The organism is Acinetobacter lwoffii, from assembly GCF_049367455.1.
In the GTDB taxonomy this organism is placed as follows: Bacteria; Pseudomonadota; Gammaproteobacteria; order Pseudomonadales; family Moraxellaceae; genus Acinetobacter; species Acinetobacter lwoffii_W.
Window position 1 is genome coordinate 125,754 of record NZ_JBMPXW010000001.1, and the last position, 21,609, is coordinate 147,362.

At 42.7% G+C, this 21,609-nt stretch carries 26 protein-coding genes, 1 other RNA gene and 1 pseudogene; 12 read left to right on the forward strand and 16 right to left on the reverse strand.

Translation table 11 applies throughout. From position 1 onward, the window contains the following. Positions 1-173 precede the first annotated feature (173 nt). Positions 174-683 carry a peptidylprolyl isomerase gene (locus ACO1B7_RS00620; protein ID WP_004279844.1) on the forward strand — a complete coding sequence of 170 codons (510 nt, stop codon included), beginning with the start codon at positions 174-176 and terminating at the stop codon, positions 681-683. A 111-nt stretch (positions 684-794) separates the two neighbouring features. Then, positions 795-1,514 (forward strand): UDP-2,3-diacylglucosamine diphosphatase, encoded by a 720-nt coding sequence (locus tag ACO1B7_RS00625; RefSeq protein WP_004646748.1) that lies wholly within the window; start codon positions 795-797, stop codon positions 1,512-1,514. Between the two features lie 28 nt (positions 1,515-1,542). Here the strand turns inward: ACO1B7_RS00625 and ACO1B7_RS00630 are convergent, their stop codons facing one another. The 3 genes and pseudogenes from ACO1B7_RS00630 to hpaI form a co-directional block, all read right to left on the reverse strand. Further along, positions 1,543-1,761, reverse strand: a complete 219-nt coding sequence (locus ACO1B7_RS00630) for a hypothetical protein (protein WP_004279847.1) — start codon at positions 1,759-1,761, stop codon at positions 1,543-1,545. Between the two features lie 322 nt (positions 1,762-2,083). Then, the gene (locus tag ACO1B7_RS00635) at positions 2,084-2,374 is read right to left on the reverse strand and encodes a hypothetical protein (protein ID WP_004646747.1); all 291 of its coding nucleotides are present in this window, start codon (positions 2,372-2,374) and stop codon (positions 2,084-2,086) included. A gap of 68 nt (positions 2,375-2,442) precedes the next feature. Next, positions 2,443-3,232, reverse strand: a pseudogene (gene hpaI / locus ACO1B7_RS00640) (4-hydroxy-2-oxoheptanedioate aldolase). Positions 3,233-3,475: 243 nt separating this feature from the next. Here hpaI and nfsB point away from each other — a divergent pair. Then, positions 3,476-4,129 (forward strand): oxygen-insensitive NAD(P)H nitroreductase, encoded by a 654-nt coding sequence (nfsB, locus tag ACO1B7_RS00645; protein ID WP_004646745.1) that lies wholly within the window; start codon positions 3,476-3,478, stop codon positions 4,127-4,129. A gap of 106 nt (positions 4,130-4,235) precedes the next feature. Continuing rightward, positions 4,236-4,463, forward strand: a complete 228-nt coding sequence (locus ACO1B7_RS00650) for a hypothetical protein (RefSeq protein ID WP_004646744.1) — start codon at positions 4,236-4,238, stop codon at positions 4,461-4,463. Here the strand turns inward: ACO1B7_RS00650 and ACO1B7_RS00655 are convergent. The 4 genes from ACO1B7_RS00655 to ACO1B7_RS00670 form a co-directional block, all read right to left on the reverse strand. Further along, complete coding sequence (locus ACO1B7_RS00655) at positions 4,426-5,280, reverse strand: EamA family transporter (RefSeq protein ID WP_004646742.1); 855 nt, start codon at positions 5,278-5,280, stop codon at positions 4,426-4,428. The genes ACO1B7_RS00650 and ACO1B7_RS00655 overlap by 38 nt on opposite strands. An 85-nt stretch (positions 5,281-5,365) precedes the next feature. Beyond that, the gene (fba, locus tag ACO1B7_RS00660) at positions 5,366-6,403 is read right to left on the reverse strand and encodes a class II fructose-bisphosphate aldolase (RefSeq protein WP_004279853.1); all 1,038 of its coding nucleotides are present in this window, start codon (positions 6,401-6,403) and stop codon (positions 5,366-5,368) included. 119 nt (positions 6,404-6,522) lie between these two features. Continuing rightward, positions 6,523-6,801, reverse strand: a complete 279-nt coding sequence (locus tag ACO1B7_RS00665; RefSeq protein ID WP_004646741.1) for a hypothetical protein — start codon at positions 6,799-6,801, stop codon at positions 6,523-6,525. 154 nt (positions 6,802-6,955) lie between these two features. Next, positions 6,956-8,143 (reverse strand): phosphoglycerate kinase, encoded by a 1,188-nt coding sequence (locus tag ACO1B7_RS00670; protein WP_004646740.1) that lies wholly within the window; start codon positions 8,141-8,143, stop codon positions 6,956-6,958. A 139-nt stretch (positions 8,144-8,282) separates the two neighbouring features. On the opposite strand from ACO1B7_RS00670, the gene ACO1B7_RS00675 reads away from it, so the two are divergent. The 3 genes from ACO1B7_RS00675 to ACO1B7_RS00685 are packed head-to-tail and all read left to right on the forward strand — an operon-like array spanning position 8,283 to position 10,458. Beyond that, a complete protein-coding gene (locus ACO1B7_RS00675) occupies positions 8,283-8,666 on the forward strand; it encodes a DUF2237 family protein (protein WP_004279857.1) in 384 nt (127 codons plus the stop codon). Next, positions 8,666-9,259 (forward strand): Maf family protein, encoded by a 594-nt coding sequence (locus ACO1B7_RS00680; RefSeq protein ID WP_004646739.1) that lies wholly within the window; start codon positions 8,666-8,668, stop codon positions 9,257-9,259. The genes ACO1B7_RS00675 and ACO1B7_RS00680 overlap by 1 nt, the downstream gene beginning before the upstream one ends. A gap of 29 nt (positions 9,260-9,288) precedes the next feature. Next, positions 9,289-10,458 carry a ribosomal protein uL16 3-hydroxylase gene (locus ACO1B7_RS00685; protein ID WP_004646738.1) on the forward strand — a complete coding sequence of 390 codons (1,170 nt, stop codon included), beginning with the start codon at positions 9,289-9,291 and terminating at the stop codon, positions 10,456-10,458. Positions 10,459-10,537: 79 nt separating this feature from the next. Here ACO1B7_RS00685 and ACO1B7_RS00690 read toward each other — a convergent pair whose 3' ends face one another. From ACO1B7_RS00690 to ACO1B7_RS00710, 5 genes are all read right to left on the reverse strand, one after another. Further along, the gene (locus ACO1B7_RS00690; RefSeq protein ID WP_004646735.1) at positions 10,538-12,460 is read right to left on the reverse strand and encodes a sensor histidine kinase; all 1,923 of its coding nucleotides are present in this window, start codon (positions 12,458-12,460) and stop codon (positions 10,538-10,540) included. Then, positions 12,460-13,143, reverse strand: a complete 684-nt coding sequence (locus tag ACO1B7_RS00695) for a response regulator (RefSeq protein ID WP_004646734.1) — start codon at positions 13,141-13,143, stop codon at positions 12,460-12,462. Before ACO1B7_RS00695 ends, ACO1B7_RS00690 begins: the two co-directional genes overlap by 1 nt. Positions 13,144-13,365: 222 nt before the next feature. Next, a complete protein-coding gene (locus ACO1B7_RS00700) occupies positions 13,366-14,148 on the reverse strand; it encodes a glutathione S-transferase N-terminal domain-containing protein (RefSeq protein WP_004646733.1) in 783 nt (260 codons plus the stop codon). Positions 14,149-14,265: 117 nt separating this feature from the next. Next, the gene (gene rraA, locus ACO1B7_RS00705; protein ID WP_004279866.1) at positions 14,266-14,775 is read right to left on the reverse strand and encodes a ribonuclease E activity regulator RraA; all 510 of its coding nucleotides are present in this window, start codon (positions 14,773-14,775) and stop codon (positions 14,266-14,268) included. Between the two features lie 12 nt (positions 14,776-14,787). Beyond that, a complete protein-coding gene (locus tag ACO1B7_RS00710) occupies positions 14,788-15,453 on the reverse strand; it encodes an NAD(P)H-binding protein (RefSeq protein ID WP_004646732.1) in 666 nt (221 codons plus the stop codon). 214 nt (positions 15,454-15,667) lie between these two features. Between ACO1B7_RS00710 and rpsT the strand changes: the two genes are divergently transcribed. Beyond that, the gene (gene rpsT, locus ACO1B7_RS00715; RefSeq protein WP_004279868.1) at positions 15,668-15,937 is read left to right on the forward strand and encodes a 30S ribosomal protein S20; all 270 of its coding nucleotides are present in this window, start codon (positions 15,668-15,670) and stop codon (positions 15,935-15,937) included. Between the two features lie 161 nt (positions 15,938-16,098). On the opposite strand, the gene ACO1B7_RS00720 is transcribed toward rpsT, so the two are convergent. The 3 genes from ACO1B7_RS00720 to ACO1B7_RS00730 all read right to left on the reverse strand — a co-directional run bounded on the left by ACO1B7_RS00720 (position 16,099) and on the right by ACO1B7_RS00730 (position 18,118). Beyond that, positions 16,099-16,224 carry a hypothetical protein gene (locus tag ACO1B7_RS00720; RefSeq protein WP_004646731.1) on the reverse strand — a complete coding sequence of 42 codons (126 nt, stop codon included), beginning with the start codon at positions 16,222-16,224 and terminating at the stop codon, positions 16,099-16,101. 238 nt (positions 16,225-16,462) lie between these two features. Further along, entirely contained in the window at positions 16,463-17,203 is a 741-nt protein-coding gene (locus ACO1B7_RS00725; RefSeq protein ID WP_004646730.1) for a histidine phosphatase family protein, read from the reverse strand. A gap of 63 nt (positions 17,204-17,266) precedes the next feature. After that, a complete protein-coding gene (locus ACO1B7_RS00730; RefSeq protein WP_004646729.1) occupies positions 17,267-18,118 on the reverse strand; it encodes a 3'(2'),5'-bisphosphate nucleotidase CysQ family protein in 852 nt (283 codons plus the stop codon). A 13-nt stretch (positions 18,119-18,131) separates the two neighbouring features. On the opposite strand from ACO1B7_RS00730, the gene ACO1B7_RS00735 reads away from it, so the two are divergent. From ACO1B7_RS00735 to ACO1B7_RS00750, 4 genes are all read left to right on the forward strand, one after another. Next, positions 18,132-18,818 (forward strand): HAD-IA family hydrolase, encoded by a 687-nt coding sequence (locus ACO1B7_RS00735; RefSeq protein WP_016806963.1) that lies wholly within the window; start codon positions 18,132-18,134, stop codon positions 18,816-18,818. After that, positions 18,811-19,251: an RNA-binding S4 domain-containing protein gene (locus tag ACO1B7_RS00740; RefSeq protein ID WP_004646726.1), complete on the forward strand. Its 441-nt coding sequence runs from the start codon at positions 18,811-18,813 to the stop codon at positions 19,249-19,251. The genes ACO1B7_RS00735 and ACO1B7_RS00740 overlap by 8 nt, the downstream gene beginning before the upstream one ends. A 145-nt stretch (positions 19,252-19,396) precedes the next feature. Continuing rightward, positions 19,397-20,440, forward strand: coding sequence for a recombinase RecA (recA, locus tag ACO1B7_RS00745; protein WP_004279873.1), 1,044 nt, complete (start codon positions 19,397-19,399; stop codon positions 20,438-20,440). Between the two features lie 91 nt (positions 20,441-20,531). Beyond that, positions 20,532-21,149, forward strand: coding sequence for a regulatory protein RecX (locus ACO1B7_RS00750; protein WP_004646725.1), 618 nt, complete (start codon positions 20,532-20,534; stop codon positions 21,147-21,149). 213 nt (positions 21,150-21,362) lie between these two features. Here the strand turns inward: ACO1B7_RS00750 and ffs are convergent. Then, positions 21,363-21,459, reverse strand: an RNA gene (ffs, locus tag ACO1B7_RS00755) — signal recognition particle sRNA small type. Between the last annotated feature and the right edge of the window lie 150 nt (positions 21,460-21,609).

Here is a 21,609-nt window from a genome sequence, read left to right on the forward strand (position 1 = left end):
CTGATAGGGCAATATCTGAAATGCCTTGATAAATCAACGTATAAATAAGGTATTATTTTTATGCTTTTAACAAAGAAAATAATGTTTTTACTTGCCTTGTCGAATGTAGTTTGCTTATGCTTCACTCATTCAGAAAAAACCATGGCACTCGTCCATGATCAGGAGATTACACAATGAGTTTTCCTCAAGTCGAATTAAACACCAATAAAGGTCGTATTGTTCTAGAACTCAATGCTGAAAAAGCACCTAAAACCGTAGCTAACTTTTTAGAATACGTACGTGACGGTTTTTATGACGGCGTAATTTTCCACCGTGTTATTGATGGTTTCATGATCCAAGGCGGCGGCATGGATGAAAACTTCAAAGAAAAAGCAACACGTGATGCAATCGAAAACGAAGCAGACAACGGCTTGACCAATGACGAAGGTACGATTGCAATGGCGCGTACTCAGGCACCGCACTCTGCTTCTGCTCAGTTCTTCATTAACGTGAAAAACAACTCATTCCTTAACCACTCTGGCAAAACTGCTCAAGGTTGGGGTTATGCCGTATTTGGTAAAGTCGTTGAAGGTATGGACGTTGTGAACGAAATCAAAAACGTACGTACTGGCAACCGTGGCTACCACGCTGACGTTCCTCTAGAAAACGTAGTAATCGAATCTGCAAAAATCATTTCTGAATAAAAAACGTCCTCTCCGTTCTTTTATGAGTTTTAAAGCAACACTTTAAAACAGTGTAATGGAAAATCCCTCATATGAATGAGGGATCTAGAGAGGAATAAAAGGAAAAGATTCGTGACCTATCTGTTTATCTCAGATTTACATTTGTCACCTGATCACCCTCGACTTGTTCGGGGGTTTTTAGATTTATTAACTGAATATCAAAATCAAAATACCCAATTGTATATTCTGGGTGACTGGTTCAATGCCTGGATTGGTGATGACTATACCTCTCCATGGCTGGACGAAATTGTCACTGCATTAAAACAGTTTACTCAGGCTGGGAATCAAGTCTATTTTCAGGCCGGCAACCGGGATTTTGTCTTAGGAAGTAAATTTTTAGCTCGATTTGGCGGGCAGCTTCTTCCCGAAATCGATCAGCTAATCATTGCCGGAACACATTTTCGCCTGGAACATGGCGATGCCCTATGTACCGATGACGTCTCCTATCAGCGTTTTAAAAAGATTATTCGTCATCCCTGGCTACTTGGCTTCTTAAGAAAAACCCCTCTCTCATTTCGAACCAGACTAGCCAACCGCTTTCGTCAACAAAGCCATCAGGCACAACAGTTTAAAAGCTATGAAGTGATGGACGTCAACCCACATGCAGTTGAGCTGGCATTACAGGATGTAGATGTACTAATCCATGGTCATACGCATCGCGCAGCCATTCATCAGTTAGCCCAGAAAAGAAGAATTGTACTAGGCGACTGGAAAGAAGACAGTGCAGAGATTCTGGAAATTCAGGAAGATCAAAGTTTTGATACCCTGAAACTAAAAAAGTGGCGATATTAATCAGCCACTTTTTACGATATTGATCTGCTTAACACAGACGATAAAGCTGGTTTACCCCAGTATAGAAACTTTTACCATCGAGATTGAACTGAAATTCCTCACCCGTTGGCAATTGAATCATTTTACCGACCTCAACCCAGATAAAACCGTCCATTGTATTTTGCTTGCGCTTTAATGGAACCAGTTTCACGTTAATTTCATTGCCATCAGCGGCAGTGGCAATATGCCATTCATTGATTTTGATCAAAATATTTACTCACACGATATGAGCTTTTTGTGACTATATGGAGAGAGATTAATAACAACCTAGTTTACATAATAGTTCTATGGTTAGTAGATCTTATTTGAGTTCAAATACTTGAACTAAAAAGTACATCACAATCAGCTTAAAATAATAATAGAAGCAAGAACAGTACTTGCTTGAAGTGCAGCCAGTGTAAGCTATTTATCCAGCAAAAGCAAAATTACATTGTAATGACAATAGAATGGGATTTTTAAGAACTTTTTTCATGCTTTGTTAATTATTAGGCTTTTGATTTTTATGATCTAAAATTCATTTTAACGTTACTTCATTTCCGTTGATAAACAAAACCTGTCTTTAAATACCTTAAAATCAATATTAGAGACATGAAACTCAGCCCGAGGTACAGCAAGTTCCACTCTCCCGTCTTTTGATAATTTAGGATCAAGAGAATAGCATTTAAGGCTACAAACAGTACGTGAATCATAAAAAAGGCTTGTTGCACTCGTCTAGTTTTTTGCTGACGTTGGTTCTCTAAGATGTTCTGCTGTTCTTGTAAAAATTGTTCTGCATCTTGAAGGTTCATTATGATTTTCTTATGGCTGAATGAATAGCTCATCTAAAGAATTTCCGGTTAAAAATAAACTAAAAATCTAAGCAAGCTATTCATTCAGAATCTCTTGTTGATTAATAACCGCTAGTCGGATTAATCACATTGATATCCTTTTTATATTTCCCCAATAGATCACGCAAGGAATTCATCAAAATACTGGTATCTACGCCCACTGCTACAAACTCAGTGCCAAGTTCGATATATTTTTGCGTCACTTCATGCTGGGTTGACAGAATTCCTGCAGCTTTGCCTGCAGAACGAATCCGCTGGATTGCATCAATTACAGCTTTTTGTACTTCAGGATGATTCGGATCACCTTGATAACCCATAGTGGCAGATAGATCAACGGCGCCAATAAACACGCCATCAATCCCGTCGATCTGAAGAATAGCATCCAGATTTTCAAGTCCTGTGACCGATTCAATCTGGATTAATAAACAGATTTCTTCATGTGCCGTCTGATAATAATTTGGAATGCTGTTCCAGCGGGTGGCACGTGCCAGTGCAGCACCAACGCCACGAATTCCTTCAGGCGGATAACGGACTGCCCTGACCATGAGTTCGGCCTGTTCCACGGTTTCTACCATCGGAATCAACAGCGTTTGTGCACCGATATCAAGGAGTTGCTTGATCAGTTGTACGCTACCAATGGGTGGTCGTACTACTGCTTGCGAGGGATAAGCAGCAATACTTTGCAGTTGCGACAAAGTCGTTCTCAAATCACTGGGTGCATGCTCACCATCAATCAGCAGCCAGTCATAACCTGCATTTGCCGCAATCTCGGTTCCATAGGCATCTGCCAATCCATAAGCCGATTTGCTGCTGGGTTTTCAGTTTGTGTTTAAAGTAATTGGTCACTTGCATCCGCTAACCTATTTGCATGTTGCTGGCGATGCCTCTTATTAAACGCTTCTCGCTTAAAAGTGCCAATAGACAAAAACTGGATTTTAATCTGATTTAACTCTAAGTTTTGCTTGAATCCAGCTCAAGATCATCTCAAAACAGGCTTTGCCTGATGCTTTTTTATTGTAATAATCAGGGGATGTGAAAAATGTATATATTTAAAACTTCTACTCGCTGTTTATTTAAAAAGATTGGAGTCCATTGATGGATTTACTCAAGATCACACAGACCCGCTATACCACTAAAGCCTATGATCCTAGCAAGAAAATCCCAGCAGAACAGTTTGAACGCTTGTTAGAAATTTTGCGTCTGGCACCCTCTTCGATCAATATTCAGCCTTGGCATTTTTTTATTGCCGATCATGATGCCGCCAAACAGCGCATTGCCAAAGCCTTGGTTGGTACTTATGCCTACAATGCACCCAAAGTTCTGGATTCTTCACATACCATTTTATTCTGCACCAAAGCCGACATTAATGAGTTGCATCTAGAAAACTTATTGAACCGCGATGATCTCAGTGGCCGTTTTAAAGATGAATCAGCCAAAGAAGGTCAGAAAAATACCCGTGCAGGTTATATTCATTATTATCGTAATGAAAAAGGTGATATTCAGCGTTGGGCTGAAAACCAGACCTTCATTGCACTCGGTCAAATGCTCTTGGCTGCCGGAATTGAAGGGGTTGATGCCACACCAATTGGCGGCTTTGACGGAGAGATGATTAGTGAAGAATTACAACTTGCAGAACAGGGTTTGATCCCTTCTGTATTGCTGACTTTAGGCTATCGCAGTGAAAATGATTTCAATGCCAAACTCCCTAAATCACGTCTTGCCGCTGAAGATATTTTCACCAAACTGTAAGGAATTTATGCTATAAAAGGGGTCAAGCGCCCCTTTCCATGTCAATTCGGGCCTATTTTTTGCTTTATTTAATTTACATCTAATAGAATAACAATAGAGGTCATCTATGTCGCTCCTTACATCCAAATCCCTGAAATTTGAATGCCATCATTGCGATAAAATTTATCTCCAGCACTATAAAGAGCAACAGCATCGTTATCCGCACTGTCCAGACTGCCAACAGTCCGGTTTATTGCTTGGACTGGCCGAAGCAGGTGACCTGCTCCGACATCCGATTGAATTTGCATCCTCTTATGTCAAGCAGACATTGCATAAGCTAGGCAAATCACACTAGTCAAGCCTAGCAGTAATCCTAAAGTACTTGCAGGTTTGAGCCGTTCTTTAAAGAATACCAGACCTGCTATCACACCAAATACCACCACCAGAATATTCATGCCAGCAAAGACGATCGCAGGTGAATCCTTAAGCAGCATATGGGCTTTGACATAGAAAGCAATATTGGCAAAATTCAGGAAACCCAATAACAGACCAGCGCCGATATTCTGCATCGAGCCCAAGCTTTTATATTTGATTAACAGATAGCCCATCGAAATGATCAGGGCACAAACAAACATTAGATTCAGCGCCACCGCGAATTGGAGGCCCAGACTGGTTGTATATTTCAACAATACATCAATCAGTGCATAACCGACCCAGACCAAGCCCAGATACAACATTCCCTGACTGCTCTGTCCTGTACTTTGTCGATGTGAAAACAGGATGCACAGCACTGCTCCAATACCTAAAGCGATCCCAAGTATTTTCAGCTGATTAAACTGTTCCTGAAAAATGAAATAGGCTGCAGCCAGTGACAAAACTACAGAAAGTCGCTGGGCAATTTCGGTTTTTAAAATTCCAGCCGTTTGCAAAGCCTTGGCCAAAAACAGAAATACGCTCGGAAGCAAAATACCCAGAGCCAGAATAAGCAACCAAGGCGTCTGAGACATTGAAATATGCTGAATATCAGGCTTAAACCAGAAAAAACACAAGAGACTAGCTGTCATATAGTTCCAGCTAATCATGTGTATCGGACTCAAGCCCTTATTTTTGGCGACTTTTAATAATATTGAGACCGCAACGCTGCATAGCGCTGCTGCGAAAATCAGTTCCATATGCTGCTCTTATTCTTGATATTTATGAGTCTACAAAAAAGCCCACATTTGCAGTGGGCTTTTTTTATAAATGATTCACTGGGAATTATTTATAGTGTGACACCATTTTCTCTAAAGAGATTGGGCGAATCTTGTCTGCATTGCCTGCAGTACCAAAAGCTTCGTAACGATCGATACAGATTTGCTTCATTGCATCTACAGTTGCGCTGAAGAATTTACGTGGATCGAATTCGCTTGGTTTTTCTGCCATCATACGACGCATTGCACCGGTAGATGCTAAACGCAAGTCAGTATCGATGTTAATCTTGCGCACGCCGTGTTTGATCGCTTCAACCAGCTGTTCAACCGGAACACCGTAAGTTTCCTTGATGTCGCCGCCATACTGGTTAATCACTGCCAACCATTCTTGTGGCACAGAGCTTGAACCGTGCATGACAAGATGTGTGTTTGGAAGTGCTGCGTGAATTTCTTTAATGCGGTCAATCGCAAGAATATCACCTGTAGGTGGACGCGTGAACTTGTACGCACCGTGTGAAGTACCTACTGCAATTGCAAGCGCATCAACATTGGTATCAGCAACGAAGCTACGCGCTTCTTCAACTGAAGTCAGGAGTTGAGAATGATCCAGTACGCCTTCTGCGCCTACGCCATCTTCTTCACCCGCCATACCTGTTTCAAGGCTACCCAAACAACCGATTTCACCTTCAACAGATACGCCACACGCATGTGCCATTTGAACTGTACGGCGAGTCACATCAACGTTATATTCATATGAAGTTGGTGTTTTACCGTCTTCACCCAGTGAACCGTCCATCATTACTGATGAAAAGCCTAACTGGATTGAACGTTGACAAATGTCAGGGCTGGTACCGTGGTCTTGATGCATTACCACTGGAATATGTGGCCATTCTTCAATTGCAGCCAAAATTAGGTGACGCAAGAACGGAGCGCCTGCATATTTACGCGCACCCGCAGATGCTTGTACGATAACAGGTGAATTGGTTGCATCTGCTGCAAGCATAATTGCACGCATTTGTTCTAAGTTGTTTACGTTAAATGCTGGTACGCCGTAAGCATGTTCGCCGGCGTGATCCAAGAGCTGGCGCAATGAAATAAGAGCCATAATATCCTCCCAGTGAATGCCACATATTCTACATGTTCAAAGGTTTCAATTCAGCAACAAATAACACTATTTAAAAAAAATCCCTGCATTTGCAGGGATTTTGTGTCACATCAACCGGATTAAGGTGCTACAGGCTCTGAAGTCGCAGCAACTGACTCGTCTGCAGTTGCTTCATCGGCTGGTGCATTGGCAACTTCAGCCGGGATATCGGTATTTTTTTCGTCTAGAATTGGCTGATCAATGGCATCAATGGCAGCTTGCTGTTCTGGAGTCACCGCCTGATCCGCCACTGCTGCCGAGCTTTCTGCTTCAGCTTCTGGTGTGCTTTCCTGTTTTGCACATGCAGTCAGTGCCAGAGAAGCTGCTAATAATACTGCGATAGTTAACTGTTTCTTCATCACGTATTCTCGTCATTTGGTGATTTAATTACTGCATCTTATGACAGATTTATTGCATTTTAATGACGAAGCCATGAAGGGTAAGTTTTCACTGTCAAAAAAATGACATAAAAAAAGCTGGCACTGGGCCAGCTTTTTAGCTTAGGACATGCAATTAAGCACGTTCTAATAGTACCGCAACTGCAGGAAGAGTTTTACCTTCAACGAATTCAAGGAATGCACCGCCACCCGTCGAGATATAACCAATTTTGTCAGCCACTTCATATTTATCAATCGCAGCAAGTGTGTCCCCACCACCCGCGATCGAGAAACCTTCCGATTCAGCAATTGCTAAAGATAAAGTTTTAGTCCCTTCACCGAATTGATCGACTTCAAATACGCCAACCGGGCCATTCCAAAGAATGGTTTTAGAGGTTTTCAGAATTTCTGCAAATGCTTTCGCAGTTTCCGGACCTACATCCAGAATCATGTCGTTGTCAGCAACATCGGCAACGTTTTTCACCGTTGCTTTCGCAGCAGCCAATGAACCCAGGAAATCCTCAAAGTTGATTTCAGAGGCATCTGCAACCACAACGTCAGTAGGAAGTGGCACTGATACTTTTGCAGCAATGGCTTTTGCTGTATCGATCAGGTCTTTTTCACACAGTGATTTACCAACGTTATAGCCTGCTGCAGCAAGGAAAGTATTGGCAATACCACCACCCACGATCAATTGATCACAGATATCAGAAAGTGAGGTTAAAACATCCAGCTTGGTAGAGACTTTAGAACCCGCAACAATCGCCACCATTGGCTTTTCTGGCGTTTGCAGTGCACGGCCAAGTGCATCCAGTTCAGCTGCCAGTAAAGGACCTGCTGCTGCAACTTTCGCTAAACGCGCTACGCCTTCAGTAGATGCTTCTGCACGGTGCGCTGTACCAAAGGCATCCATTACAAATACGTCGCAAAGTGCTGCATATTTTGCTGCAAGTTCAGGATTGTTTTTCTTCTCGCCGACGTTAAAACGGCAGTTTTCAAGCAGAACCACCTGACCTGGCTGAACATCAACGCCATCTAAATAGTCAGTGAACAGTTTCACTTCTTGGCCCAAAGCTTCAGTCAAGTAAGCCGCTACAGGAGCAAGTGACTGTTCAGCCTTAGGCTCACCTTCAACCGGACGACCCAGATGAGAATACACCATGACTGCAGCGCCTTTTTCTAATGCTGCTTTAATCGTTGGCAATGCTGCACGAAGACGCGCATCGCTGGTGATCACACCATTTTTAACAGGAACGTTTAAATCTTCACGGATCAGAACACGTTTACCTGCTAAATCGAGGTCAGTCATACGCTGAAAGTTCATGTAGAGCTCACTTTATAGATATTAAAACCAGGCGATTTTAAATGATTATGCAGAAAAAGGTTAGCATCTTTTGCAGAAAACATTATGAATGCCAAAGTTTTGTTATGATAGAAAAAAGCCTCTTTTAGATTCAGTCCCTATGTCGATACATCCTGATCCAAATCTTAACCGTTTGAACGTGTTAGGTGAGCCTTTGTCCAGCTGTTGCTTCGATCCGATTACCGGTTATTTCCGCAATGGCTTTTGCCATACTGCGACCACTGATCTGGGCCAGCACACGGTTTGCGCGCAAATGACTTCAGAATTTCTGAATTTTTCTCAAAAAGTCGGTAATGACCTGATTACGCCTTTGCCTGAACTGGATTTCCCCGGCCTGCAACCTGGCGATTTCTGGTGTATCTGCGTAACGCGCTGGGTCGAAGCCTATGAAGCAGGTCAAGCACCTCCAATCAAGCTGCAAGCCTGTCACAAAGCTGTTCTGGCTTATGTGCCGTTAAATATTCTTGAGGAATATGCTGTCTAATGAATTCTGTACAGATTATTTTGGCATCATCCAGTCAAACCCGCAAAGCGCTGATGGATCGTCTGCATATTGATTATATTTCCATGGTACCGGATATTGATGAATCTCCTCGCGGGGAAAATCACGCAGATGATCTGGCACAACGACTAGCTTTCGAGAAAGCCAGATATATTGCCGAACAGAATCCTGAAGCGATTGTGATCGGCTCGGATCAGGTGGCATGGCGTGAAGGTGCACCGGATATTTTTATCGGTAAACCGTTAACGACTGAAAAAGCCATTCGCCAGCTCCAAGCTAACTCGGACAAGATTGTCTATTTCAGTACGGCGCTCAGTGTACAGCAACAATCGACGGGTTTTGAACAAAGTCTGGTCGAACACTATAAAGTCAAGTTTCGTAAACTTTCTCAGGCCGAAATCGAGCGCTATGTCGAGATTGAACAGCCACTGCATTGTGCTGGCAGTTTCAAATGTGAAAGCTTAGGAATTAGCCTGTTTGAAGAAATGACCGGGCAAGACCAGACCACACTGATGGGTATGCCGATGATCAAGCTATGCAATATTCTTCGTGAATTAAAAATTTTAGTTCCTTAATCTCTCTCTTTAAATTCAGGCTGTAATCTATGTCTCAACCTTTAGACGTTTTAGGCGGCATCACCGCTGAACAATTCCTTAGCGAATACTGGCAAAAGAAACCATTACTGGTGCGTAATGCGATGCCTGAAATCGCCAGTTTGCTTGAACCCAATGATGTGATGGAACTTGCGCTTGAAGAACATGTCACTGCCCGTCTCATCAAGCAGAAAGATCGTGATCCGAATCAATGGAGCGTGAAATCTTCACCTTTGCTCAAAGCAGATTTTCAGAAAATGCCAAAACTCTGGACACTTTTGGTTCAGGCTGTAGATCACTATTCATTTGACCTGTCGGCACTTTGGAAAAAATTCCCATTTATTCCACAATGGCGTCGCGATGACATCATGGTGTCTTATGCACCGCAAGGCGGTTCAGTCGGCAAGCATTTCGATTTCTATGATGTGTTTCTGGTACAAGGCTATGGCCATCGTCGCTGGCAGCTTGGGCAAATGTGTGATACCGAAACTCCATTTGTTCCGGGTCAACCGCTTAAATTATTGCCTGAAATAGAAGTGGACTTTGATGAAGTGCTGGCACCTGGCGACTTGCTCTATGTGCCGCCTGGTCTGGCTCATTACGGCGTGGCTGAAGATGACTGCCTGACTTATTCATTCGGTTTCCGCATGCCAAATATCAGTGACATGATGGATCGTGTCGGGGATAAATTCTCTGAAAATGAAACGCTGCGTAACCCATTGCTGGATATCATCCGTGATCAAGTCGGTGCTATCGGTGAAGTGAGCAGCAATGAGCTGGAATATCTGAAAGAACACATCATGCAGCAACTGCATAATTCCAATGTTCTCGAAGATGCCATCATGAGCTTGATGTCCGAACCTAAATATCCTGAAAACCTGCCTGAAGCAGAAGAAATCGGTACAGGTGATCTGGAAGAAGCACTCGATCAGGGCTATAGCCTGATGCTCGAACCTGCGTCACGCCTGCTTTATACTGAAACGGACGGCGACGTTCTGTTCTGGGCAAATGGTGAGGGTGTGTGCATCTCTGAGACATTTACCGCAAAACTCAAACAGCTTGCAGATGGTGAAGCGCTGTTATTCAGTGAAGACTTCGCTGATGAAGAAATTCTGGAAGATGTTGCAGCATTATTGAATGAAGCCGTGTTGATGTTGGTTCCACCTGCTGACGACGAGTAAGCGTTTAACGACTCGTTAAGCGATAATAAAAAGAGGATCACATGATCCTCTTTTTATTTTCTACTAAAATTCTAGTTACTTAAGGCTGATACAGCTCTAATACAACACGAATCAGCGTATCTCCTTGTTCAGATTCAATCTGGAACAATCCTCCCATGCGCTCAACCCGCATTTTCATGCTGCGCATTCCAATACTCAGGCCATTTTTTTGCACCATGTCAGCATCGAAACCGATGCCATTATCCTGAATGCTTAAAGTAAGCTGATGTGGCTGGGAATATTCCAGACTGACTTTTACCTGACTGGCCTGACTATGCTTAATGATATTGGTCAGACTTTCTTCGACTACTCGGATCAAGGTCAAACACTGTAATGCCGTCGGTTCACGCTGCCAGACTTTTGGAAATGACCATTCAACTACAATCCCCATTTCTTCCATCAGCTGGGTAAAACGATAACGTACCGGTGCGATCCAGAGTACCGGCGTTTGTGGGACTTTATTTTCAATAGATGAACCACTGTCAATGATTTGTCTGAGATCATCTCTGAGCAGTTTCAGCATGGAAAGAAACTGCTGTTTAGAAACTGTTTCGCTACTTTGATCCACCAGAATCATGGAACGGACAATAGACCCTCCCAACCCGTCATGCAGTTCATGTGACAGATTAATCCGTTCTTGCAGACGAACATTCGTCAGCTCCAGTTGATGTTTATCGCTCAGGCTTTTATTCAGGTCGGCACTGACCTGCTGAACTTTACGTTCTAACTGGGTATTAAATTTTTCGATTTTCCTGACATTACGATTCAAGCGTGTGCCCATAATCAGCACGACAAACAGGGTAATAATCGGTGAGGTATAGGGGGATAAAGGTGAAAATTCATTGACCTGGGTTTGGTTCAACATGATCAGGTCGATGACTACACACAGCAAAATCCCCCAGAGACACAGCGTCAGGAAAAGATATTCTCCATTTCGGGTTTTGATGGCCTGATAGCTGACATATACAGTACAACTAATAAAGAGCAATACATAGATGATAAACACTCCGCCCAGTACCTGCTCCAGATAATCCAAGGAACTGATCATAACCAGTAAGCTGGACAGAACGCTGACCAGAATAAATCCTCGCTCCAACTGCTTAAATTTCTGTTTTACAAAGCGGATCAGATACAGACAAAAACAATGGATATAGGCAATAAAAAAAAGCATATTGGCTTTAGCTGCCGAAATCGTGGAGTGAAATGGAAAATTTTCTGTAGTCAAGACATTGGAAATAAACAGAATCCACAACAGTGAACTGAGTGCCAGCCAGCCAAAAGTGGTTTCTGAACGCCGGAATAACCAGATAATGAAACAGATCAGCCCAATCGTGGCAGAGAAAATCATATTGATCTGGAATACGGTACGGCGATCCCAGATTTTTTCCAAATACTGCTGGCTATTCACCAACACATTATTAAACTGAATATTGCCCAGGCCCGCGCTTTGGAAACTGTAGCCATTTACATAAATCAGGATTTCATTACTGTCTTTACGCAAACCGCTAATCGGGAAAACCCAGTAACGCGGCATATTCCAGCTTTTCGACAAGGGCTCTTGCAAGTTCCGGTCAGACCAAAGCAAGTCACCATTCAGGAACACGGCACCTGCCGAATTAATATAATCAATAGAAAAGGCAACCGGTTCTGCAAGACGAATATTGTCCTGACATGACCAACGCCAGACAATCTTGTACCAGGCACCCCCATGATAATTCTTCCAGTTATTCTGCCAGTTATCCGGCAAACGTACGCTTTGCCAGCCCGATGTCGGCATCTCGGTAGGACCCTGAGCCTGAACCTTCTGAATATATTCGATCTTCACCTGACAAAGATCATTAATCTGAAAATGGTTTTGTGCCTGACTGATACTACAGAACAAGCAAAGCCAGCTGCACAGGACAAAAACACCGATCCATTTCAGTCGCTGCCGTTTGCTGCTTCTGGAACAGGCAGATGACATTACAGAATTCCCAGATGCCGTGCGGTACTGACCGCCTTGGTACGTTTACTGACCGAGAGTTTGCGGTAAATATGCTTGATATGACTTTCGACGGTATAGCGTGATACACAGAGCTGCTCGGCAATTTCACGATTACTCAGACCTTGCGCAACCAAGGACAGGATTTCCTGCTCCCGCTGTGTGAGCGTTTCCTGATCCGCAGCTGGCCTGTTCTGTTCTACTGTTCCTGAAATGGTGGGAATAGAAATCTGTTTTAAAATTTCACGGGCAACAAAGGGATCAATCGGTGCACCGCCACGCAAAATACTGCGAATAGCCAAGGCGACTTCAACATCATCCCGTTCTTTCAGCACATAACCGGTCGCACCGGCCTGAATTGCCCTAAACAGGCTATCTTGGGTACTCCAGGCAGACACCACCAGAATCAACGCTTGTGCGTCCTGTTCGCGGATTTTTTCAATAATTGAAATCCCACTTCCATCTGGTAAACCCAAATCTACTAAGGCCAGTGCAATCGGCTGTTGCTGCAAAACGGCATATGCTTCTTTCACCGTATTGGCAAATAACAGAACGTCATCCTGATAACCTAGATTGCTTAATATGATTTTTAAACGGCGCTGGATGACATATTCATCTTCAACGATTAATACTGGTACTGGCAAGACTGCCTCCGATGCTGTCATAAGCACGCCCCTTATATTTATTTTTATATATCCCCTTTAAGATTAAAATATAAACAAAATCACACTAAAAATCATGATTTATTTATTTTTTATTATCTGAAGTTTTAAGCAGCGAGAAACGCTTACGCCCGTTTTCCATATCATAGACATAAAAAATGCCATCTGTTTAGCAGATGGCAGTTCAAGATAGAAAATCTTTTGAAGTTATACGAGCTGTCTACTTTAAGCAGTACCGTATTGCTGTTTTAAATATTTCACAATCTCAGCCGATTCAAACATTTTGGTATCTGTATTTGGATCGACCAGATAGGGAAGCTGAATATTATTTCCCATCATTTCAAACAAATGTTCACGCTTACCGCCTGGTAGTGGTTCATATTTTCCCGGTTTTAAACGCAATTTGGCCGGTCCATAATCTTGCCAGCGCTCTTTAGCGACATTATGAAAAACAAACGGCACTTCCAGTTCACTCAAAACGGCGCGTACAATTCGGGTATAAGGACTGGCCTCAAAGCCCCATAATTCTAATAACAGTTCAGGTGTTGGCCGATCCTTAATCTTGGGATTCACCATTCCGCCGCGTAAACCATTGAGGACGGTTCCCGCAATTGCAGCCACTGGAATTTTAGGATAGTGAGCATATTTCTTGGGAGTTTTGCCGGTTTTGCCATAATGCTTGAACAGATGATCGATAATATCCTGAGACTCATAGAGTCGATCACCGGTATTTTCATCAACTAAAAAAGGAAATTGCAGTTTTCCACCCAATTGCTGCACCTCAGGACGGAAATGAGTACCCCCTCGTGGACATGGATAAACTTCATAATCCAGATTTAGCAAGGTCATGACTTCACGCACCCGACGACAAAATGGTGAACCCTCGTATTCATAGAGCTTCAAGGCTTTTTCAGGCTGATTTGGAAACGGTGTACCCACCATCCCACGTCCACCTTCAGCGATTGAAGAGGCCAAAGCTTGTACAACTTTAATTTGATGACTCAACATAGTATTTTCCTATTTTTGTTTTATATGAATGAAAGACAGAATCTAGGCATCCTGTCTTTCAGGGTACAGATAAGTTTTGTTGTTATTCTTTCATGCAGAAATGCAGATTCCGGCCGATTAAGCCACTAATGCTGTTTTAGACACCACAATACCATTATTGTCTGCATAGACATACTCGCCTGCATTAAACGTGACACCACCAAAACAGAGAGAGATATCAACTTCACCCACACCCTTGCGGTTGCTCTTTTGCGGAATAGCCGCCAATGCATGCACACCAAGATCAAGTTCAGCAATCGCATCGACATCACGAACGCAACCATAAATAATTACGCCATTCCAGTGATTTTTTACCGCTGATTCTGCAATCAGGTCACCCATCAAGGCACAGCGCATGGATGCACCGCCATCTACGACCAGGACCTTGCCTGTTCCATCTGTGGCCAACAACTCTTTCACCCGCGAGTTATCTTCAAAACATTTTACTGTCACAATCTGACCGCCAAAGGTTTTGCGCGCCCCATAACTCTTAAAAAATTTACCGTCCAGGCAAGGTGTCACCACCTGAAGCTCTAATTCTGGATGATCATCTAACAAGTCACAGGTAACAAATGCTGCTGTAGACACGGTGTTTTCCCCTCATTTCATTTTTTGTATGCGTAAATTATCATAAATTTCAAATTTTACCGTCTGAGTTAGCGCGGCCTCGACCATAGTATGAGCCACCTGCTCGGCTGTCACTGGCTTATACGCAAAACTATCCGGAATAAAACGCGATACTTTGTGGTAAACCTGCTGCGCGATATCTTCCAAAAAACGCTGCTCTGGACGTTCACCAATGAGCAATGAAGGTCGAATCAAACTGATTCTGTCCAAGGACAATGTTTGTATATATTCTTCCAGTTCACCTTTGACCCGATTATAGTAAAAATGCGATTGGGAATCGGCACCCATTGCGCTTAGCAAAAGATAATGGGCTGAGGTTTGCTGTAACAGCTCTGCAAAGTGAGCATTTATGGTATAGTCAATACTATAAAATGCCTGTTTGGATCCGGCTTTTTTCATGGTGCTGCCCAGGCAGCTAAAACCATGGCTATGCTTGCTGACATCCTGATCATTCAACATCAGGAAATCTTCCAGTACCAGTTGTTGAACTTTATCCAAAGCATCCAGATCATTTTGATGTTTTCTGACCACTGCAGTAATCTGCTGGCAAGTCGGCTCATCTTGCAAACGTTTTATCAGTTGTTTTCCCACCAAGCCAGTGGCACCTATCACGATGGGATGAGTCAGTGATTTAGTCATTTTTTATACGATCTCCTGGGTGGAATACTAATCTAACGTTTTCTTTAGAATTTTTCTGCATCTAAAATGTTGTCAAAGCATGTCAAGACTTGACTTCGGTGCTTAGTTTAATCAAAATATGGCACTTGTTTACGGGCTGGTGATAATTCCTCTGATGTTGGTTTTCAGTTGAGTTTCAGCCCGCCCAGACCAATCTATTTCAAGGAGTGCACGAGTGGCAAACTCTGCTCAAGCTAAAAAACGTGCTCGTCAAAACGTTAAAGCACGCAAACACAACGCAAGCTTGCGTTCTATGGTTCGTACCTATCTTAAACGTACATTAGCTGCTATCAGCACTAATGACTATGCAGTTGCTACTGAAGCGTACAAATCGCTTGTTCCAGTAATCGACCGTATGGCTGACAAAGGCATCATCCATAAAAACAAAGCAGCTCGTCATAAGAGCCGCTTGAACGCGCAAGTTAAAGCACTAGCTTCTAACTAATCGCAAATGAAAAAAGCCCTTTTTAGGGCTTTTTTTGTGTCTGGAATTTGAAGAAACTAAAAAATATAATGACTCATTCAGAAAAATAATTTGTTTAGACAGCACTCATCCAGTCAATGCGATACTGTGAGATAAAAACCTGAATCTCCCTCTCTTTTAGATTATTGATCTTTATCCATAGAGGATGGCGAAGTGGTTTTATCCTGTTTCGTATTGTCAGTGTCCCGCTTTTGACATGCGGTTAAACCCAAAATCGCGATCAGGCTAAAAATTGTGATAACTTTCATAATTTTCCTCAAGATGAATATTTCTATATTTATTAAGCATAGATAATTTTTATACTTACATTATTGAATTTTCACCCTATAAATGTAAAAGGTGCAGTTTAAAATTTATTTTTATCGTTTTAGCCTGAACTTTATTGAATGATCAATATGAAACGCCCCACCATCTTTATAATTTCTAACTCCCCAATAAAAAACTCAATTGCTGTGAACAATTGAGTTTTGAATAGATCAATTTAATTTAAGAAAGTTGGGAACGTTTAAAATCAGCAATATCCAGTTCATGTACCTGACCGCGCCAGATCCATTTCAGTTTGGACTCCAAAAACACATCACCTTCAAACCAGACAAACAGACCTTCCATCATTTTTGGCCAGTCTTCCCGACTGACGTCTTGACGCCCTGACATCACTGCAATCATCGCTGCGAGAATAGTATCGTGGCTGACAGCCAAACTCAGCCCATATTTATTTTGTGGATGGGTGTTGTAAATCAGTTCCAGTACATCCACCACGCCATGAATCGGCTGTTTCATCCCAGGCAAGGCATTATTGACAAAACTGTTAATAAAACCGAGTGCACCCTGCTTGGCAAAATAAGGCCCAGCTTTTTGAATATCCAGCACAAAGCTGCCAGGCTCCATCAGAAGTCCCTGTTCAATAATTTCAATACGATGGGTATTCTGCTCAGGGGTAACCGCATCTGCCCCTTCAATCATCAATGCAGCGGTATCAATACACCGCTGGATCGGACTTGAAATACAGTGATGAATCACACGATCAGTTTGATCAGCCAGATAAGCACCCCATTCCTGCGCCAGATCCCGCCCCTGATTGGTCAGTTGCAGATCATAGCCTGCCAAACCTTGACCCGGAACCTCTTCACGAATCGAATGCCGTGTAAATAAGGTGACAGGCGTCTGTACATCGGGCAATAAATCAATTGCACTCAACATACTCGGTGGAAGCAGTTTCAGGGACACGTTACAGCCAACTCTGGATTTGGTAATAGGTTAAGCACCACTATAACACGCTCAGAATTTTGCTCAATGCTCGGCCTGCATGTCAGAAACCGCCTGCAATGCAATAATTTTCATATCATTATTCTTATAAGCAATGAATCCGCCATTCAGCAAAGTATCCCGATGATTATAAATAAATGGGCGACCTTCTAAATCGACCAAGCCACCCCCAATCCGTTCGAGCATACATTGACCAGCGCTGGTATCCCATTCCGAGGTCGGATGAAAACGTGGATAGATATCCACCTGATCTTCCAGCATCATGCAAAATTTATAAGCGCTGCCCGCTTTAAATTCAGTGTAGTCCGTGAGCTTGGCCAAACTTTGTAAATATTCGAGATATTTCGGTTTCTGCTGGCTACTTTGGCTCAACCCTACAGCAATCATTTTAGATGTCGAAGACATTGCATAAGCAAACCATGTTCTAGTTTGAATATCATATTTATAAGGCAAGCCCTGCTCAGGACAGAAATAAATCAGTTGCTGCTCTGGAACCGCCAATATGGCAAAAGTGGTCAAACTGCCTCTGACCAGACTCAAATTAATGGTAAATTCGGGGCGCTGGTGCAAAAACTCTTTAGTGCCATCTAACGGATCCAGTAACCAGAATTCTGACCATGAGCGGCGTTCATGTTCCTGTCCTTCTTCAGACAGTAAAGGCAAGCTGGAAATCTCTGCCAAAGCTTGGGTCAGATAAGTATTAACCCGAAAATCTGCCTGAGTCACCGGAGAATTATCATTTTTTTTGATGACATCAAAAGCTGCACCAGAACAATAACGCTGATATTCTTCTCGCAAAATTTCACAGGCTTGTGTCAAAATGGGCACAAACTGCAAAATCATTGGATCTTGTGGTGCTGCTGTTGCTTTAAACATAGAAAACCTAAATATGTCAAAATGCTCTGAAAAACCTACCATAATTTTCGATATGGATGGCACTTTACTTGATCTTGCCTACGATGATTTCATCTGGAACGAGTTATTGCCTGTGCGTTATGCTGCCACACATGGCTGTAGCCTGGAACACAGCCAGGCGACACTCTATGCATTCTATCAGGAACATAATCATACCTTAAACTGGTACTCTTCACGCTTCTGGACGGCTAAAGTCGAAGTCGATGTTCTGGCGATGCAAATTGAACATAAAGATAAAGTGGCCTTACGCCCGCATTGTCTCGAATTGCTCGATTATCTTAAAAATAATGGCTATCCCATCTGGCTGGCCACCAATGCTGACTGTGCGGGTCTAGCATTTAAACTGGATCATTTGAATTTAAGAGATTATTTCGATGTGATTGTCAGTTCAGAAACGATCGGACATGCCAAAGAATTTATCGAGTTCTGGCAAGGCCTGAATGCGTTGCATCCATTTGACCCTGCACATGCTTATTTTATTGATGATACTGAAAAAGTCCTGAATGGGGCTCAAGCCTATGGCATTCAGAACCTGTTCAGCATCCAGCAGCCCTCTTCAGCCAAAGTAGCACGTCAGACTTGTAATTACCCGATGCTGCACCAATTAACAGATTTAATCACTCATTTAAATCAGGCTGAGGTAGAAAAAAAATATGCGTAAATCGTCTTTACCCGAAGATGCGGTAGGCATGCGTATAGACAAATGGCTGTGGGCAGCACGGTTTTTTAAAACCCGCTCGATTGCCAAACATGCGATTGAAGGTGGCAAAGTCCATCACAATGGTGAACGTGTCAAGGTATCGCGCGAAGTCCGTGTTGGTATGGAACTGACGATTCAGCAAGGCATCGACAAAAAAACCGTGCTGGTTAAGGAACTTTCTGATGTTCGTGGACCTGCACCCGTGGCACAAAAACTGTATGAAGAAACCGAAGTCAGTATTGCACGCCGGGAATTGATTACATCACAAAGAAAGTTGCATAATCTAGCTCGTCCCGACCATCGTCCAAGCAAGAAGGATCGTCGTGATATCAGTAGATTTAAAAATGAAAATAGTCAGAATTTCGATCAGTCATGGTCCTATAATGACGATTAAATTTAAGCGTCAGAATATGTCGTACATGCGCTGACTTTTATAGAACACTAGGGAAAATTCTGTCACTATACACCTGTGGAACAAAGCTCTAATTTAAGACATCCACTTGAGTACTAACTTAGTGACATCGTATTGAGGTTGTAAGATGGATGAGAATAAAAACAAGGCGCTCAACGCTGCCTTAAGCCAGATTGAAAAACAGTTTGGTAAAAATACAGTTATGCGTCTTGGTGACAATACCGTTCAGGCAGTTGAAGCTGTGTCTACAGGCTCTTTAACGCTGGATATTGCACTCGGTATTGGTGGTTTACCTAAAGGTCGTATCGTCGAGATCTATGGTCCTGAATCTTCAGGTAAAACCACAATGACCCTGCAAGCAATTGCAGAGTGTCAGAAAGCAGGCGGTACGTGTGCATTCATCGATGCGGAACATGCACTTGATCCTCAATATGCGCGCAAACTGGGTGTAGATATTGACAACCTGCTGGTATCGCAACCGGATCACGGTGAACAGGCACTTGAAATCGCAGACATGCTGGTACGCTCTGGCGCGATCGACATGATCGTTGTCGACTCTGTTGCTGCATTGACTCCGCGCGCTGAAATTGAAGGCGAAATGGGTGACTCGCATATGGGTCTGCAAGCCCGTTTAATGAGCCAGGCACTGCGTAAAATTACTGGTAATGCCAAGCGTTCCAACTGTATGGTGATCTTCATTAACCAGATTCGTATGAAGATTGGTGTCATGTTTGGTAGCCCTGAAACCACAACTGGTGGTAACGCACTGAAATTCTATGCCTCTGTTCGCTTGGACATCCGTCGTATCGGCCAAGTGAAAGAAGGTGACGAGATTGTTGGTTCTGAAACCAAAGTCAAAGTCGTGAAAAACAAAATGGCGCCTCCGTTTAAAGAAGCTTTATTCCAGATTCTTTATGGCAAAGGTGTTAACCATCTAGGTGAATTGATCGACCTTGCTGTACAGCAAGAAATCGTGCAGAAAGCTGGTGCGTGGTATTCTTATCAAGGCGACAAAATTGGCCAGGGTAAGAACAACACCATCCGTTATCTGGAAGAGCATAAAGAAATGGCTCAGACGATTGAAAAACTGATTCGTGACCAGCTTCTGACTAAAGCAGTGGTTGTTGAAGAAGACGATAGCAAGGAAGAACCTGACTTTTTAGATGCATGATCTTATTAGATGCATCATCTTTAAACGTCAATACACAGCGCCCTCCGGGGCGTTTTGTTATTATATAGGGAATCTAAAATCCGAGAGAATCATGTCAGACGCGAAATTCAGCAAACTGCTCGATTATGAAACTTTAAAACAGCAATTTGGTGATACTGAAGATCAAGCTCAACCTGCAAAAAGTGCGATCCAAGACGCTCCTGAATTTGATCCTGAAGAACGTTTGTTTTCCTCTACCCCAACTCAGGATGAGAAGAAACCGGGACTGACAGGCTCACGCTTACGTTCTTATGCCTTTGCCGTACTGACGCGCAAGGAATATTCCAAAGCCGAACTGATAGAGAAACTAGCCCTCTATGCAGAGCATCGTGATGAAGTTATTAACCTGGTTGAAGAGTTGTCCCGTGAGAACTATCAAAGTGATCAGCGTGTGGCGGAAACCATGTTGTCGAGTCAAAAGCGTAAAGGCAAAGGTCCCAATCAAATTAAAATGAAACTCAAGAGCAAAAAGATTGATACTGCTCTGATTTCAGAAGAACTCAAAGAAACCGACTGGGTTCAACAAGCCTATGAACTAAAAGTCAAAAAATATGGCACCGAAGTTCCTAAAGACCCCAAGCTCAAAGCCAAACAGATCCGTTTTTTAATGTATCGTGGTTTTGAAATGGATGCGATTATCAAGGCCATTAACCGTAAAGCAGAAGACTAAGTCTTATATTCTTTGAAAGTCTTAATGAATTAAAAGGATTGGATATTTAATCTAATATTAGTTGGAAAATAAAATAAAGCACGGCAAAAGATAATGATGATTTAATCATTAAAACAATAAGATAATGCTGTTTGACGATATTGAAAAAAAATGATATTTGAGAATAGAAAACTGCGAATTCGCATTGTTATTATAATAAGAATATGGTGGCAACCCTACCAGCAAAGCTCCGGCACATCATAGTTCTATTACCGTTGCTACCTTCCGGTCCTGGCGGGGTTCATAGAGTACAATTGCGAAGTAACCAGCAGGGCTACCATTACAAAAACAGAGTATAGAGATTTTTAATCAAGTTGCAAGCCTTGTTCCGCAAAATAATCCCTTAAGCTATCCGTTTGATTATTTTAAAAACAATATTGATATTTCTGCTGATTTTTAAGGGATCTTCACAATCAATCCA

Excerpts from the sequence above, each read along its gene's own strand:
- ACO1B7_RS00750 (WP_004646725.1), top strand. The coding sequence starts at position 20,532 with ATGTCAGACGCGAAATTCAGCAAACTGCTCGATTATGAAACTTTAAAA.
- ACO1B7_RS00670 (WP_004646740.1), bottom strand. The coding sequence starts at position 8,143 with ATGAACTTTCAGCGTATGACTGACCTCGATTTAGCAGGTAAACGTGTT.
- ACO1B7_RS00700 (WP_004646733.1), bottom strand. The coding sequence starts at position 14,148 with ATGTTGAGTCATCAAATTAAAGTTGTACAAGCTTTGGCCTCTTCAATC.
- ACO1B7_RS00720 (WP_004646731.1), bottom strand. The coding sequence starts at position 16,224 with ATGAAAGTTATCACAATTTTTAGCCTGATCGCGATTTTGGGTTTAACC.
- ACO1B7_RS00635 (WP_004646747.1), bottom strand. The coding sequence starts at position 2,374 with ATGAGCTATTCATTCAGCCATAAGAAAATCATAATGAACCTTCAAGAT.
- ACO1B7_RS00620 (WP_004279844.1), top strand. The coding sequence starts at position 174 with ATGAGTTTTCCTCAAGTCGAATTAAACACCAATAAAGGTCGTATTGTT.
- ACO1B7_RS00690 (WP_004646735.1), bottom strand. The coding sequence starts at position 12,460 with ATGTCATCTGCCTGTTCCAGAAGCAGCAAACGGCAGCGACTGAAATGG.
- ACO1B7_RS00730 (WP_004646729.1), bottom strand. The coding sequence starts at position 18,118 with ATGTTTAAAGCAACAGCAGCACCACAAGATCCAATGATTTTGCAGTTT.
- ACO1B7_RS00735 (WP_016806963.1), top strand. The coding sequence starts at position 18,132 with ATGTCAAAATGCTCTGAAAAACCTACCATAATTTTCGATATGGATGGC.
- fba (WP_004279853.1), bottom strand. The coding sequence starts at position 6,403 with ATGGCTCTTATTTCATTGCGCCAGCTCTTGGATCACGCCGGCGAACAT.
- recA (WP_004279873.1), top strand. The coding sequence starts at position 19,397 with ATGGATGAGAATAAAAACAAGGCGCTCAACGCTGCCTTAAGCCAGATT.
- ACO1B7_RS00650 (WP_004646744.1), top strand. The coding sequence starts at position 4,236 with ATGTCGCTCCTTACATCCAAATCCCTGAAATTTGAATGCCATCATTGC.
- ACO1B7_RS00655 (WP_004646742.1), bottom strand. The coding sequence starts at position 5,280 with ATGGAACTGATTTTCGCAGCAGCGCTATGCAGCGTTGCGGTCTCAATA.
- ACO1B7_RS00740 (WP_004646726.1), top strand. The coding sequence starts at position 18,811 with ATGCGTAAATCGTCTTTACCCGAAGATGCGGTAGGCATGCGTATAGAC.
- ACO1B7_RS00710 (WP_004646732.1), bottom strand. The coding sequence starts at position 15,453 with ATGACTAAATCACTGACTCATCCCATCGTGATAGGTGCCACTGGCTTG.
- ACO1B7_RS00695 (WP_004646734.1), bottom strand. The coding sequence starts at position 13,143 with ATGACAGCATCGGAGGCAGTCTTGCCAGTACCAGTATTAATCGTTGAA.
- ACO1B7_RS00665 (WP_004646741.1), bottom strand. The coding sequence starts at position 6,801 with ATGAAGAAACAGTTAACTATCGCAGTATTATTAGCAGCTTCTCTGGCA.
- nfsB (WP_004646745.1), top strand. The coding sequence starts at position 3,476 with ATGGATTTACTCAAGATCACACAGACCCGCTATACCACTAAAGCCTAT.
- ACO1B7_RS00685 (WP_004646738.1), top strand. The coding sequence starts at position 9,289 with ATGTCTCAACCTTTAGACGTTTTAGGCGGCATCACCGCTGAACAATTC.
- ACO1B7_RS00680 (WP_004646739.1), top strand. The coding sequence starts at position 8,666 with ATGAATTCTGTACAGATTATTTTGGCATCATCCAGTCAAACCCGCAAA.
- ACO1B7_RS00675 (WP_004279857.1), top strand. The coding sequence starts at position 8,283 with ATGTCGATACATCCTGATCCAAATCTTAACCGTTTGAACGTGTTAGGT.